Origin of the sequence: Streptomyces sp. NPDC058758, assembly GCF_042746075.1 — a bacterium.
In the GTDB taxonomy this organism is placed as follows: domain Bacteria; phylum Actinomycetota; class Actinomycetes; order Streptomycetales; family Streptomycetaceae; genus Streptomyces.
On sequence record NZ_JBHYPS010000002.1, the window covers coordinates 38100 to 51784 of the forward strand.

The window sequence follows — 13685 nt, forward strand, 5'->3', positions numbered from 1 at the left end:
CACGGTCGCGGAACGACGGACGGTCGTTGTCCCGGCGGAAACCACCCGACGGACGGTCGTCACGGCGGAAGCCACCACGGTCACCGCCCCGGTCGTCACGGTCGCGGAACGACGGACGGTCGTTGTCCCGGCGGAAACCACCCGACGGACGGTCGTCACGGCGGAAGCCACCACGGTCACCGCCCCGGTCGCCACCGCGGAAGCCGCCGCGGTCACCGCGGTCGTCGCGGTTGAAGCCACCGCGGTCGCGGCGCTCGTAGTTGCCCCGCTCGTCACGGGCCGGGCGCTCCTCGCGGCGCTGCTCCTCGCGGGCGGCGCGCTCGGCCTCGGCGGCGGCCTCGGCGACCTCGGCCTCGGCGGCCTCGACGACGGCGGCGACGGCGGTCTCCGGGTCCTCGCCGCGCTCGCGGGCGGCCTGCGCGACGAGGCGGTCGGCCTCCTCGCGGAGCTCGACGGCGCGGCGCTGGAGGCGCTCCAGCTGCTTGGTCAGGTCGACGACCTCGCGCTCGGCCTGCTTGGCCGAGTTGTTCGCGGAGTCGGCCTGGACCTCGGTCAGCGAACGGGCGCCGGTGATCTCGGCGACCTCGGGGTCGAAGGCGCCGGCGCCGCCGACGATGTGGCGCGTGGCGTCGACGCCCGCGTCCTCCATCAGGCGGAAGATCTGGCGGCGCTGGTGCGGCAGGGCCAGGGAGACCACGACGCCGGAGCGGCCGGCACGGGCGGTGCGGCCCGAGCGGTGCAGGTAGTCCTTGTGGTCGCCGGCCGGGTCCACGTTGAGGACCAGGTCGATGCCGTCGACGTGGATGCCGCGGGCGGCGACGTCGGTGGCGACGAGCGCGTTGACGTAGCCGTCCTTGAAGTCCGCCAGGGTGCGGGTGCGGGCGCCCTGGGTCATGCCGCCGTGCAGGGCGTCGGCCTTCACGCCGGCGTCGCGCAGCTGCTCCGCGATGCGGTCGGCGCCCAGCTGGGTGCGGACGAAGATGATGGTGCGGCCCTTGCGGGCGGCGATGGCCGCGGTGACCGGGGCCTTGTCCTTCGGCTTCACGACGAGGACGTGGTGGGTCATGGTCGTCACGGCGCCGGCCGACGGGTCGACCTCGTGGGTGACCGGGTTCACCAGGTAGCGCTTGACCAGGCTGTCGATCTCGTTCTCCAGGGTGGCGGAGAAGAGGAGGCGCTGGCCGCCGGCCGGGACCTGGTCGAGCAGCTCGGTGACCTCGGGCAGGAAGCCCAGGTCGGCCATCTGGTCGGCCTCGTCGAGGACGGCGATCTGGACCTGCTCCAGGGAGCAGGCGCCGCGGTTGATGATGTCGCGCAGACGGCCCGGGGTGGCGACGAGGATGTCGACGCCGCGCTCCAGGGCGTAGATCTGGTTGCCCATCGACGTGCCGCCGCAGACGACCTTCATGCGCAGGCCGAGCACGTCGCCGTAGGGCTGGAGGGCGTCCGCGACCTGCATCGCGAGCTCACGGGTCGGGGTGAGGATGACGCCGCGGGGCTTCTTCTTCTCCGTCTCGCCGCCGGCCAGGGTGGCGAGCAGCGGGAGGCCGAAGGAGAGGGTCTTGCCGGAGCCGGTGCGGCCGCGGCCCAGGATGTCCTTGCCGGCCAGGGCGTCCGGGATGGTCGCGGCCTGGATCGGGAAGGGGGTGGTCACGCCGTTCTGCGCGAGCTTGCGGACGACGCCCTCGGGCAGGCCCAGGTCACCGAAGGTGATCTCGGGGGCCGCGTCGGAGTCGGTGTCGTCGGCCTCGTCGGAGAAGTCGAGGGCCTCGGCGGCCTCGTCGGTGATCTCCGCGTCGTCGGCCAGCTCGACGATCTCGGTGATCTCGTCGTTCTCGGGCATGACGGTGTGGTCAGAACTGGAAATGGACATGCGAAATGCGAAACCTTCCGGAGTCTCGGCACGCGCCCGTCAACTCCGTGTTTCGCCTTAAAGACCGCCTCAATGCGGTCAGCCACGGCAAGGGAGAGTACGCGCCAGTCACGGCGCTCTTCGATGGTGGCGCCGGGCAAATGGGATCAAACGATCTACCACCATACGCACTCACCCCCACCGCTGGCAAACCGATCAGCGTGACGTACGTCTCATGCCGGGCTGACCTGCGGAGATGCCGCCGGTTCGGTGGCCGCTCCGGCCGCCCGCAGACCGCCCAGCTGGGTCGAGGGCCCCTCGCTCGGCTGATCGGTCGGGTTCGAGGTCGGCTCGGGCGTGGGCTCCGGCGTCGGCTCCTGGGTCGGCTCCGGGCTGGGGGTCGGCTCCGCCGTGGGCTCCGGGGAGGGGGTGCCCCCGCCGCCGCCCGGCGCGCCTCCCGCCTCGCCGCCGGTCCCGCCCGTACCGCCGTCCCCGCCGCTCCCCCCGCTGCCGCCGTTCCCGCCCGCGTCCCCGCCGCCCGCCGCTCCCCCGTCCGCGCCGCCCGTCCCGGCGTGACCGCCGGCGGCCGCGCCGCCCGCGGGCGGCGTCCTGGACGGCACGGACCCGCCGGGGTCTCCGGCGGCCGGGGTCCTCGCGCCCGCGGAGGGCGAGGCGGAGGCGGAGGGCGTGCCGCTCGGCACCGGGGACTTCCCGCCCCCGCCGGCCGCGTCGGGGCCGCCGGGCCGCTCACCGTGCCCGCCGCCGTAGACGCCCCCGCCGCCGTCCGGCTCCCCGGTGCCGCCGCCGTCCGGCTCGGCCGAGGCCCCCGGCTTCCCCCCGCTCGCCCCCGGCGCCGGCCGGGCGCTCTCGTCGCCGACACTCATACAGCCGCTCAGACCGGCGCACGCGGCGACCGCGAGGGCGGCGGCGGCCCATCGAACGCGGGTGGGGAAATGGCGCACGGAGGCACCTCCAGGACACATAAGGGCGGGGAAGGAACGCGTCCCCCTGCCCAACTCCCCAGGCGCCGCAAGGGACACGGCGCGACGGCCCCCTGTTCGAGTTCCCTCCGCCCGGCCCCCGGCCCCGGCCCGCCGCGCGAGAAGCCCGAGGCGGCGGGCGGCGGGCTCAGCCGTAGCCGAGCGCGTGCAGCCGCTCGTCGTCGATGCCGAAGTGGTGGGCGATCTCGTGGACCACGGTGATCTCGGTCTCGGCCACCACGTCCTCGCGGGACTCGCACATCCGCAGCGTCGGCCCCCGGTAGACCGTGATCCGGTCGGGCAGCACGCCCGCGTACCACTCGCCCCGCTCGGTCAGCGGCGTCCCCTCGTAGAGCCCGAGCAGCTCGGGGTCGTCCGGAGAGGGCTCGTCCTCCACGAACACCGCCACGTTGTCCATCAGCCGCGTCAGCTCCGGCGGGATCCGGTCCAGGGCCTCGGCGACAAGCTCCTCGAACTCCTCGCGCGTCATCTCCAGCACGGGCCCATTCTCCCCCTCGCGGAAACCGTTTTGGCGATACCGCCCGCCATCCCATATGCTTCTCACGTCCCCGACGCGCTGAGAAGCGCCCAGGTGGGGCCGTTAGCCCTCATCGTCTAGTGGCCCAGGACGCCGCCCTTTCAAGGCGGTAGCACGGGTTCGAATCCCGTTGGGGGCACGCAACACCCGTGTGAGACCATGTCTCACACACAGCAACACCAGATGGTCCTGTGGAGCAGTTGGTTAGCTCGCCACCCTGTCAAGGTGGAGGTCGCGGGTTCAAGTCCCGTCAGGATCGCTGAGGTCAGCAATGACCTCGTGGCTGGGTAGCTCAGTTGGTACGAGCGATCGCCTGAAAAGCGATAGGTCGCCGGTTCGACCCCGGCCCCAGCCACAAAGGAAGGGCCCCGTTCTCACGAACGGGGCCCTTCGTCATTCCCCTCTGCTGCGCGCCTTCGTCGTTACCCCTGCCGCGCGCGGCCCTCCGCCGCCTCCCGCCGCGCGCGGCCCCCGTCATTCCGTCTGCCGCGCGCGGCCCCGGCCGCGGCTCCGCACCGCCGCCACCAGGCCGGCGACCGCGACGACCGCGACCAGCAGCGCCCAGTCCGGGACCGCCCGGCCCCATTCGGCCACCCGCCGCTCCACGGCGAAGGAGTCCTCCACCGGGAGCAGCCCCGGCAGCGCCGTCGTCCCGTCGAAGACCAGGAACAGCGCCCCGAGCGCCACGAAGAACAGGCCCGACGCCAGCGAGGTCGAGTGGACCTCGAAGCGCCCGAGCCGCAGCGGCCGGCCGCGCAGCCAGCGCCGCCGCCCCAGGTCGTACCGCTCCCACAGCAGCGCCAGCACGAACAGCGGCACCGCCATGCCGAGCGCGTACACCGCGAGCAGCAGGCCGCCGTACGCCGGGCTGCCGCTCAGCGCCGCCACCGTCAGGACGCTGCCGAGGATCGGACCCGCGCAGAAGCCGGCCAGGCCGTAGACCAGGCCGAGGGCGTAGACCGAGACCGCCGAGGTCGGCCGGATGCGGCCGCTCGCCTCCGACATCCGGCGGGAGGCGAAGCCCAGGCCCAGGATCTGGAGGACGCCGAGACCGATGATCAGCCAGCCGCCCGCGGCCACCAGCAGGTCCCGGTGGCCGTAGAAGAAGCGGCCCGCGAGCGAGCCCGCCGCGCCCAGCGGCACGAGGGTGGTGGCGAGGCCCGCGTAGAGGATCGCGGTCCGCGCCACCAGCTTCGCCCGGTTCTCGATCGAGTACGCGAAGAAGGCCGGCAGCAGCAGGGCGCTGCACGGGCTGAGGAGCGCGAGGAGACCGCCGAGGAAGGCGGCGAAGTAGCCGATCCCCGAGGTCACCGGGAGCCCTTCGCGGACGTACGGGCCCTCGAAGCCGCCGCCTCGATGGCCTCCGTGAAGGTCTCCAGGGGCTGGGCGCCGGCGATCGGCCGGCCGTTGACAAGGAAGGACGGGGTGGAGGAGGCGCCGAGGGCGTACCCCTGCTCCTGGTCCTTCCGCACGGCCTCGCGGGCCGCCGCGCTCTCGGCGTCCTTCCCGAACCGCGCCAGGTCGGGCACGCCGGCCTCGGCCGCGAGGGCGCGCAGCCGCTCCGCGCCGAAGCCCTTCTCCTTGGCCCCCTCCGCGTACGCCGCCTTGTGGAACTGCCAGAAGCGGCCCTGCCGCCCGGCGGCCCAGGAGGCGCGGGCCACGGCCTCGGACTCCTCGCCGAAGATCGGGAAGTTCCGCCACTCGATGCGCAGGGTGCCGTTCTCGACGTACTTCTCCACCAGGGCGGGCTCGGTGTCCCGGGCGAACTGCCCGCAGTAGCCGCACTTGAAGTCGGCGTACTCGATCAGCACGACCGGGGCGTCCGCGCGGCCCAGGGCGAGCCCGTCGGACGCGTCCCGGCGGGCGTACTTCTCCAGCTCCTCGTACACCCCGGCCTCCTCGGCCGCGGAGACCTCCGCGGCCGAGGAGGAACCGGAGGCGGACGGGTCGGCCGGCTTGGTGGCGGTGTACGAGACGAGACCGAGCAGCGTGGCGGCGACGGCCACGCCCGCGACGATCAGGACGGGACGGGTCTTGGAGGGGGACTGGGGGCTGGACATGGCATGCACTCTAGACACGGCCCCGGAACACTCCGTGAGCAAGGGGTTCAAGCCACCGCAATTCGGCCACGACGACGCTCGTAAATCGGTTCGCCGCTTCTCGGCCGCAGGTGCGATCCTGGATTCCGTATGTCTACTTCCTTCGCCGCCCTCCAGTCCGTCCTGGCCGGGGTCTCGCTGCGGGACTCCCACCGGCTCGGCCGTCGTCTCGAAGGCGCCCGCCGCATCCGCAAGCCCGAGGCCCGCGAGGCCGTCCTGGACGAGATCGCCGCAGAGGCGGCCAAGGCCAAGGAGCGCGTCGACGGGCGGGCCGCCCGCGTGCCCGCCGTCACCTACCCCGAGCAGCTCCCGGTCTCGCAGAAGAAGGACGAGATCCTGGAGGCGATACGCGACCACCAGGTCGTGATCGTCGCCGGTGAGACCGGCTCCGGCAAGACCACCCAGATCCCGAAGATCTGCCTGGAGCTGGGCCGGGGCGTCCGGGGCATGATCGGGCACACCCAGCCCCGACGGATCGCCGCCCGCACGGTCGCCGAGCGGGTCGCCGAGGAGCTGAGGACCCCGCTCGGCGAGGCCGTCGGCTGGAAGGTCCGCTTCACCGACCAGGTGAACCCGGACGCCACCTTCGTGAAGCTGATGACGGACGGCATCCTGCTCGCCGAGATCCAGACGGACCGCGAGCTGCGCGCGTACGACACGATCATCATCGACGAGGCCCACGAGCGGTCCCTCAACATCGACTTCCTGCTCGGCTACCTCGCCCAGCTGCTCCCCCGCCGCCCCGACCTCAAGGTCGTGATCACCTCCGCGACCATCGACCCGGAGCGCTTCTCCCGCCACTTCGGCGACGCCCCGATCGTCGAGGTCAGCGGACGCACGTACCCGGTCGAGGTCCGCTACCGGCCGCTCCTGGAGGAGGACTCCGACGAGTCCGACCGGGACCAGATCACCGCCATCTGCGACGCCGTCGACGAGCTGCGGAAGGAGGGCCCCGGCGACATCCTGGTCTTCCTCTCCGGCGAGCGGGAGATCCGCGACACGGCGGACGCGCTGACGAAGAAGAAGCTCTCCGACACGGAGATCCTCCCGCTCTACGCCCGGCTCTCCCACGCCGAGCAGCACCGGGTCTTCCAGGCGCACTCCGGCCGCCGGATCGTCCTCGCCACCAACGTCGCCGAGACCTCGCTGACCGTCCCCGGCATCAAGTACGTGATCGACCCGGGCACCGCCCGCATCTCGCGCTACTCCCACCGCACCAAGGTCCAGCGCCTCCCCATCGAGGCGATCTCGCAGGCCAGCGCCAACCAGCGCAAGGGCCGCTGCGGCCGTACGTCGGACGGCATCTGCATCCGGCTGTACTCCGAGGACGACTTCCTCACCCGGCCGGAGTTCACCGACGCCGAGATCCTCCGCACCAACCTGGCCTCCGTCATCCTCCAGATGACCGCCGCCGGCCTCGGCGAGATCGAGAAGTTCCCCTTCATCGACCCGCCGGACCACCGCAACATCCGGGACGGCGTCCAGCTCCTCCAGGAGCTCGGCGCCCTCGACCCCGCCGAGAAGGACCCGAAGAAGCGGCTCACCCAGCTCGGCCGGAAGCTCTCCCAGCTCCCCGTCGACCCCCGGCTCGCCCGGATGGTCCTGGAGGCCGACAAGAACGGCTGCGCCCGCGAGGTCATGGTGATCGCGGCCGCGCTCTCCATCCAGGACCCGCGCGAGCGGCCCTCCGAGAAGCAGGCCCAGGCCGACCAGCAGCACGCCCGCTTCAAGGACGAGACCAGCGACTTCCTCGCCTTCCTCAACCTGTGGCGGTACGTCCGCGAGCAGCAGAAGGAGCGCGGCTCCTCGTCCTTCCGCCGCATGTGCAAGCAGGAGTACCTGAACTTCCTGCGCATCCGCGAGTGGCAGGACATCTACGCCCAGCTGCGCACGGTCGCCAAGCAGATGGGGATCCACCTCACCGAGCCCCGGGACGACGAGTCCTTCCCCGAGCAGGCCATCCACGTCTCCCTCCTCTCCGGGCTCCTCTCCCACGTCGGCCTCAAGGACGTGAAGGAGTCCAAGGAGGGCCGGGACCAGAAGCGGGAGGGCACCCGGAACGAGTACCTGGGCGCGCGCAACGCCAAGTTCGCGATCTTCCCGGGCTCCGCGCTCTTCAAGAAGCCCCCGCGGATGGTGATGTCCGCCGAGCTGGTGGAGACCTCGCGGCTCTGGGCGCGGGTGAACGCCCGGATCGAGCCCGAGTGGATCGAGCCGCTCGCCCAGCACCTGGTGAAGAAGACGTACAGCGAGCCGCACTGGGAGAAGGACCAGGCGGCCGTGATGGCCTTCGAGAAGGTGACGCTGTACGGCGTCCCGATCGTCGCCGACCGCAAGGTGAACTACGGCCGGATCGACCCCGAGGTCTCCCGCGAGCTGTTCATCCGCAACGCCCTGGTGGAGGGCGACTGGCGCACCCACCACAAGTTCTTCGCCGACAACCGCAAGCTGCTCACCGAGGTCGAGGAGCTGGAGCACCGGGCCCGGCGCCGGGACATCCTCGTCGACGACGAGACGCTCTTCGACTTCTACGACAAGCGGGTCCCCGAACACGTCGTGTCCGGAGCCCACTTCGACTCGTGGTGGAAGCACAAGCGCCGCGAGGAGCCGGAGTTCCTCGACTTCGAGCGCGAGATGCTCATCAACGAGAAGGCCGGGGCCGTCACCAAGGACGACTACCCGGACTCGTGGCGGCAGGGCGCGCTGAAGTTCCGGGTGACGTACCAGTTCGAGCCGGGCGCGGACGCGGACGGCGTGACCGTTCACGTGCCGCTCCAGGTGCTGAACCAGGTGACGGACGAGGGCTTCGACTGGCAGATCCCGGGCCTGCGCGAGGAGGTCGTCACCGAGCTGATCCGCTCGCTGCCGAAGCCGATCCGCCGCCACTACGTGCCCGCGCCGAACTACGCCGGCCGGTTCCTGGACGCGGTCGTGCCCGTGCAGGAGCCGCTGACGACGGCGCTGGCCCGCGAGCTCCAGCGGATGGTCGGCGTCCCGCTGACCCCGGAGGACTTCGACTGGGCGAAGGTCCCCGAGCACCTCAAGATCACCTTCCGGATCGTCGACGAGCGACGCCGCAAGCTGGCCGAGGACAAGGACCTGGAGACGCTGCGCCTCAAGCTGCGCCCCAAGGCCCGCCAGGCGCTCTCCAAGGCCGCCCAGGCGGCCACGGCGGGCCCGGACGGCTCCGGCCCCTCTCTGGAGCGCGCGGGGCTCAGGGAGTGGACGATCGGCACGCTCACCAAGGTCTTCGAGACCAAGCGGGGCGGCCAGCCGGTGAAGGCCTACCCGGCGCTGGTCGACGAGGGCGACACCGTCGCCGTACGGCTCTTCGACTCGGAGGCCGAGCAGGCGCAGGCGATGTGGCGGGGCACCCGGAAGCTGATCATGCTGAACATCCCGGTGAACCCGGCGAAGTTCGCCTCCGACAAGCTGACCAACCAGCAGAAGCTGGCCCTGTCGGCCAACCCGCACGGCTCGATCCAGGCGCTCTTCGACGACTGCGCCACCGCCGCCGCCGACCGGCTGATCGCGGAGCACGGCGGCCCGGCGTGGGACGAGGAGTCCTTCCGGAAGCTGTACGACAAGGTCCGCGCCGACCTGGTGGAGCTGACCGTCCGCACGGTGGGCCAGGTCCAGCAGGTCCTGGCGGCCTGGCAGGCATGCGAGCGGCGCCTGAAGGCCACCACGAGCCCCGCGCTGCTGCCGAACCTCCAGGACGTGCGGAAGCAGCTGGACTGGCTCGTTCCGGCCGGTTTCGTGACCCGTACGGGCCTCAAGCGGCTGCCGGACCTGATGCGCTACCTGGTGGCGGTGGACCGGCGGCTCCAGCAGATGCCGACCGGGGTGCAGCGGGACACCACCCGGATGGAGAAGGTCCACGAGATGCTCGACGAGTACGCGTGGCTCCTGGAGCAGCTCCCGAAGGGCCGGCCGGTGCCGGCGGAGGTCACGGACATCCGCTGGATGATCGAGGAGCTGCGGGTGAGCTACTTCGCGCACGCGCTGGGCACCGCCCATCCGGTGTCGGACAAGCGGATCGTGAAGGCCATCGACGCCGCGGTGCCGGGCCCGGCGCGGTAGGCGTTCCGCCGGCGGGCCGCCCGCCGGTGGTGAGTTCGACCAGACCGCTGACCTGCTGTACAGTTCTTCTCGCAGCCACGCACAACCGGTTGCGAGGGTCCTGTGGAGCAGTTGGTTAGCTCGCCACCCTGTCAAGGTGGAGGTCGCGGGTTCAAGTCCCGTCAGGATCGCGTTCGAAGAAGGCCCGCATCGTCTCGATGCGGGCCTTCTTCGTGCTGGCGGCGCACGGGTTCCGACTCCACCCGAACGGGGGACCTTGGTCCTGCGGGCCGGTGACCAACGGCGGGCCGGCGGGCGTTCTCCGGGTGGCAGGCTGGTCGGTGGCAAGCCTTCGGCGGTGTGACGGGAGTCACTTGAAGTCCCTTCAGGGCCCCCTCATTTACACCGTCCCTACAACGGCTCGATTTAATACGTGCAATTGCACCCACGTTCGACGGATGACCCCGGGCACAAAAAGACGATCGCGCTGGACCCGGCGGAGTCCAGCGCGATCGGTGACGGTGACCTGTTGGGGCAGGGCCGCCGGCAGAGCTGTGGGGTGGGCGACCGGATTGGGGGACCCGGACGCGCCCGGTGTTACGGGGTGCTGCGTGTGCTGCCGAAGCCTCAGGCCTCGCTGCGCTGCTGCGGAATGCCCGCCAGCAGAGCGCGAACCTCGGCCTCGCGGTACCGGCGGTGCCCACCCAGGGTGCGGATGGACGTGAGCTTGCCGGCCTTGGCCCAGCGAGTCACCGTCTTCGGGTCCACGCGGAACATCGTGGCGACCTCGGCAGGGGTCAGCAGCGGCTCGGCATCAGGGGTGCGAGCGGTCATGAGCGGCCTCCTCGGGAGAACCGAACCTTCTCGGTTCTTTCCTCTAAATTCTGCACCTTGACCCGCCTTGCCCGAAATGGCAGAAGCGGGTCGAGTCGGTTATAGGACGAACGGCTTGTCCTCGGCACTACAACTACACCATCCGTCCAGCCGCGTCGGCCAAACCGATGGAATTGCCCTCGCAGGTGTTCATCAGCGGCGGAAGTCGACTGACCATGCCATAGCGGACAGTCACACCACTGTGACGATCAGTCACAGAGCGATCAGGAGTCCTCAGACCCCCCATAGAGTGCAATGCTGAGCGTTCCGCCCAAAGTTGGGCGGAAGGAACCCTCCCCGGACTCCTTGTCCTATTTTGGCACGAGGGTGGGTGATCGACGCAAGGGTGCGTTTAGTGCTGTCCGTCACGCTTGAGTCAAAGGCCCGGTTCAGGACCAACGTCCCGCAGGATCCGGACAGATCGATCCGGCCAGATGCCATGAAGATCATTTACCCCGCCGGGACATGTCTTGTCCATGCACACCTGACGAAGATGCCCGACCTATGTCAATTCGCGTGGCGCAGGTCCCTGACGGACCGCCAGCGCTCCGCGAGCCGCGCGTACACCTCGCCCGCCGCCTCGTCGTCCCCCGACCGCAGCGCCGCGAGCCCCGCCGCCACGTCCGCCGCCGACCGGTCGGCCGCCAGCCGCTCCTGGGCCACCGCGTGCACCAGCCCGCCGTAGTCCAGCTCCACGAGCGCCCGCGGATGGAACTCCTCCAGCCAGCGGCCCACCTCGACCAGGCCCCGCGTCATCGACCCCTCGTCCAGCGAGTCCCGCAGCGCGCGCAGCGCCCGCGCGAGCCGCCGCCGCGCCTGCGCCATCGTCGTCCGGTAGCGCAGCACCGGCGCCCGGCCGGCCGCCCGGTCCCCCGGCTCGTACACCCGCTCCTCGTCCCCGAAGAGCGCGAACCAGCGCAGCGGCACCTGCCACACCGCCGTCCGGATCCACGGCCGCGCGTCCGGGTTCCGCTCCAGCCACCGCTCGTGGTCCGCCTCCACCTGGGCCCGCACGACCGGCGGCAGCATGGCGTCGAGGACCGGCCCCGGCAGCCCGCTCTCCGTCACCAGCTCCCGCAGCGCCAGCCAGCCCCGCAGCCGGGTCCGCCACGGGCAGACGACCACCACGCCGTCCAGGTGCGCCACGAAGGCCTCGCCGCTCTCGTGCACCGGCACCGGAACCGGCGGCACCGGCACCAGGTCCGCCAGCGAGCGCCGCAGCTCGTCCTGGGCCCCCGGGACGCACGGCCTGCGGACGTACCGCGACCAGTGGGTCCGCTCCGGCTCGGGGAACGCGGCCAGTGGCTCGTACACCCGCAGATAGGAGGCGTACGGGACGAGCAGCGGGGAGTCGACCGACATGTCCCGATCCTTCCACGCGGGTACTCCGCGAGGGGGTGATCCGGCCCACTCCGCCTCTCCTACGCCCAGGTAGGACTTAATCTCGTGGCGCAATGTGTCCTCCCCCACCCGCAGGGGGGACATTCCGCCGCTTCGTACTTGGGAGTCACCACCGTGACCGCTGTATCCGACGGCGTCCTGCACACCCTGTTCCACTCGGAGCAGGGCGGACACGAGCAAGTCGTGCTCTGCCAGGACCGTGCCACCGGCCTCAAGGCCGTCATCGCCCTGCACAACACCGCGCTGGGCCCCGCCCTCGGCGGCACCCGCTTCTACCCGTACGCGACCGAGGCCGAGGCCGTCGCCGACGCCCTCAACCTCGCGCGCGGCATGTCGTACAAGAACGCCATGGCCGGGCTCGACCACGGCGGCGGCAAGGCCGTGATCATCGGCGACCCCGAGCAGATCAAGACCGAGGAACTGCTCCTCGCCTACGGCCGCTTCGTCGCCTCGCTCGGCGGGCGCTACGTCACCGCCTGCGACGTCGGCACCTACGTGGCCGACATGGACGTCGTGGCCCGCACCAACCGGTGGACCACCGGCCGCTCCCCCGAGAACGGCGGCGCCGGCGACTCCTCCGTCCTGACCGCCTTCGGCGTCTTCCAGGGCATGCGCGCCTCCGCCCAGCACCTGTGGGGCGACCCGACCCTGCGCGGCCGGAAGGTCGGCGTCGCCGGCGTCGGCAAGGTCGGCCACTACCTCGTCGAGCACCTGGTCTCCGACGGGGCCGAGGTCTTCGTCACCGACGTCCGCGAGGAGTCGGTGCGCCGGATCACCGAGAAGTTCCCGCAGGTGACCGTGGTCGCCGACACCGAGGCCCTGATCCGCGTCGAGGGCCTGGACGTCTACGCGCCCTGCGCGCTGGGCGGCGCGCTCAACGAGGAGACGGTTCCGTTCCTCACCGCGCGGATCGTCTGCGGCGCGGCGAACAACCAGCTCGCCCACCCGGGGATCGAGAAGGACCTCGTCGAGCGCGGCATCCTCTACGCCCCCGACTACGTGGTGAACGCCGGCGGCGTGATCCAGGTCGCCGACGAGCTGCACGGCTTCGACTTCGACCGCTGCAAGGCGAAGGCGGTGAAGATCTTCGACACCACCCTGGAGATCTTCGCACGTGCGAAGGCGGACGGCATTCCGCCGGCCGCGGCCGCCGACCGGATCGCCGAGCAGCGGATGGCGGAGGCCCGGCGCGGCTGAGCCGTCCCGGTCACGGGGAGTGACCGGCCCGCCGCCCGCGAGACTTCGCTCACGCCGGTCGGCGGGTCGACCCCCCAGAAGAGGTTAAAATCGCGATTGACCAGCGAGGAAAGGGCACCTCGATGGTTCTGTACCGGGGTATGTGATGCGCGCGGCGTACCGTAGACCCGAGGAAACAGGTACCGTTGAAGCCCTACGGACCGGTCTCTCCACCGAGAGCCCGTTTCGCATCATGAACGCGTGTCAAGACTCTGGGGCCAGCGAGCCCCGTCACCGAGGGGGTCGAGCCATGGGGCGCGGCCGGGCAAAGGCCAAGCAGACCAAGGTCGCCCGCCAGCTGAAGTACAGCAGCGGCGGGACTGACCTGTCGCGTCTGGCCAATGAGCTGGGCGCTTCGACTTCGAGCCAGCCGCCGAATGGCGAGCCGTTCGAGGACGACGACGAGGAAGACGACCCGTACGCTCAGTACGCGGATCTCTACAACACCGACGACGAGGACGAGGACGACGAGTCCGGTCCGCAGTCGTCCCAGCGTCGCGCTTGACCTTCTGAACGCCGAAACTCGGTCCAGGATCTCCCGGACCGAGTTTTCGTGCTGCTCAGGGGCGGTGCGGGCGGCCCGGAGACCACCGGACACATGAGGAAGGGGCACCCCGCCCGGCGGGGTGCCCCTTCCTTCGTTC

At 71.2% G+C, this 13685-nt stretch carries 10 protein-coding genes and 4 tRNA genes; 7 read left to right on the forward strand and 7 right to left on the reverse strand.

The window, feature by feature from the left end:
• The 3 genes from ACFW6A_RS02980 to ACFW6A_RS02990 all read right to left on the reverse strand — a co-directional run.
• On the reverse strand, positions 1-1873 hold a 1873-nt coding region (locus ACFW6A_RS02980), incomplete at its 3' end, for a DEAD/DEAH box helicase (protein ID WP_386638363.1).
• A 212-nt stretch (positions 1874-2085) separates the two neighbouring features.
• On the reverse strand, positions 2086-2814 hold the full coding sequence (locus tag ACFW6A_RS02985; RefSeq protein WP_351852428.1) for a hypothetical protein: 729 nt from the start codon (positions 2812-2814) through the stop codon (positions 2086-2088).
• Between the two features lie 166 nt (positions 2815-2980).
• On the reverse strand, positions 2981-3331 hold the full coding sequence (locus tag ACFW6A_RS02990; protein ID WP_030760230.1) for a metallopeptidase family protein: 351 nt from the start codon (positions 3329-3331) through the stop codon (positions 2981-2983).
• A 105-nt stretch (positions 3332-3436) separates the two neighbouring features.
• On the opposite strand from ACFW6A_RS02990, the gene ACFW6A_RS02995 reads away from it, so the two are divergent.
• The 3 genes from ACFW6A_RS02995 to ACFW6A_RS03005 all read left to right on the forward strand — a co-directional run bounded on the left by ACFW6A_RS02995 (position 3437) and on the right by ACFW6A_RS03005 (position 3725).
• Positions 3437-3509: transfer RNA gene (locus ACFW6A_RS02995), tRNA-Glu, on the forward strand.
• A 46-nt stretch (positions 3510-3555) separates the two neighbouring features.
• Positions 3556-3629, forward strand: a tRNA-Asp gene (locus ACFW6A_RS03000).
• 22 nt (positions 3630-3651) lie between these two features.
• Positions 3652-3725 (forward strand) — tRNA-Phe (locus ACFW6A_RS03005).
• Positions 3726-3844: 119 nt separating this feature from the next.
• On the opposite strand, the gene ACFW6A_RS03010 is transcribed toward ACFW6A_RS03005, so the two are convergent.
• Entirely contained in the window at positions 3845-4681 is an 837-nt protein-coding gene (locus ACFW6A_RS03010; protein ID WP_351852424.1) for a cytochrome c biogenesis CcdA family protein, read from the reverse strand.
• Positions 4678-5430, reverse strand: coding sequence for a DsbA family protein (locus tag ACFW6A_RS03015; protein WP_386638366.1), 753 nt, complete (start codon positions 5428-5430; stop codon positions 4678-4680). Before ACFW6A_RS03015 ends, ACFW6A_RS03010 begins: the two co-directional genes overlap by 4 nt.
• 129 nt (positions 5431-5559) lie before the next feature.
• On the opposite strand from ACFW6A_RS03015, the gene hrpA reads away from it, so the two are divergent.
• Together hrpA and ACFW6A_RS03025 are read left to right on the forward strand one after the other, a co-directional pair.
• Positions 5560-9552 carry an ATP-dependent RNA helicase HrpA gene (gene hrpA / locus ACFW6A_RS03020; protein WP_351852419.1) on the forward strand — a complete coding sequence of 1331 codons (3993 nt, stop codon included), beginning with the start codon at positions 5560-5562 and terminating at the stop codon, positions 9550-9552.
• A 96-nt stretch (positions 9553-9648) separates the two neighbouring features.
• Positions 9649-9722 (forward strand) — tRNA-Asp (locus ACFW6A_RS03025).
• A 436-nt stretch (positions 9723-10158) separates the two neighbouring features.
• Here ACFW6A_RS03025 and bldC read toward each other — a convergent pair.
• Together bldC and ACFW6A_RS03035 are read right to left on the reverse strand one after the other, a co-directional pair.
• Positions 10159-10365: a developmental transcriptional regulator BldC gene (bldC, locus tag ACFW6A_RS03030; RefSeq protein ID WP_003949541.1), complete on the reverse strand. Its 207-nt coding sequence runs from the start codon at positions 10363-10365 to the stop codon at positions 10159-10161.
• 546 nt (positions 10366-10911) lie between these two features.
• Complete coding sequence (locus tag ACFW6A_RS03035) at positions 10912-11766, reverse strand: hypothetical protein (protein ID WP_351852417.1); 855 nt, start codon at positions 11764-11766, stop codon at positions 10912-10914.
• A 153-nt stretch (positions 11767-11919) separates the two neighbouring features.
• Between ACFW6A_RS03035 and ACFW6A_RS03040 the strand changes: the two genes are divergently transcribed.
• Both ACFW6A_RS03040 and ACFW6A_RS03045 read left to right on the forward strand, forming a co-directional pair.
• Positions 11920-13002 (forward strand): Glu/Leu/Phe/Val dehydrogenase dimerization domain-containing protein, encoded by a 1083-nt coding sequence (locus tag ACFW6A_RS03040; RefSeq protein ID WP_351852414.1) that lies wholly within the window; start codon positions 11920-11922, stop codon positions 13000-13002.
• A 289-nt stretch (positions 13003-13291) separates the two neighbouring features.
• Positions 13292-13546 carry a DUF3073 domain-containing protein gene (locus ACFW6A_RS03045; RefSeq protein ID WP_043224752.1) on the forward strand — a complete coding sequence of 85 codons (255 nt, stop codon included), beginning with the start codon at positions 13292-13294 and terminating at the stop codon, positions 13544-13546.
• The last annotated feature ends 139 nt before the right edge of the window (positions 13547-13685 follow it).

Bases quoted from the DNA above. Each gene is read 5' to 3' on its own strand.
- ACFW6A_RS03035 (WP_351852417.1), bottom strand. From the start codon at position 11,766: ATGTCGGTCGACTCCCCGCTGCTCGTCCCGTACGCCTCCTATCTGCGG.
- bldC (WP_003949541.1), bottom strand. From the start codon at position 10,365: ATGACCGCTCGCACCCCTGATGCCGAGCCGCTGCTGACCCCTGCCGAG.
- ACFW6A_RS03045 (WP_043224752.1), top strand. From the start codon at position 13,292: ATGGGGCGCGGCCGGGCAAAGGCCAAGCAGACCAAGGTCGCCCGCCAG.
- ACFW6A_RS03015 (WP_386638366.1), bottom strand. From the start codon at position 5,430: ATGTCCAGCCCCCAGTCCCCCTCCAAGACCCGTCCCGTCCTGATCGTC.
- hrpA (WP_351852419.1), top strand. From the start codon at position 5,560: ATGTCTACTTCCTTCGCCGCCCTCCAGTCCGTCCTGGCCGGGGTCTCG.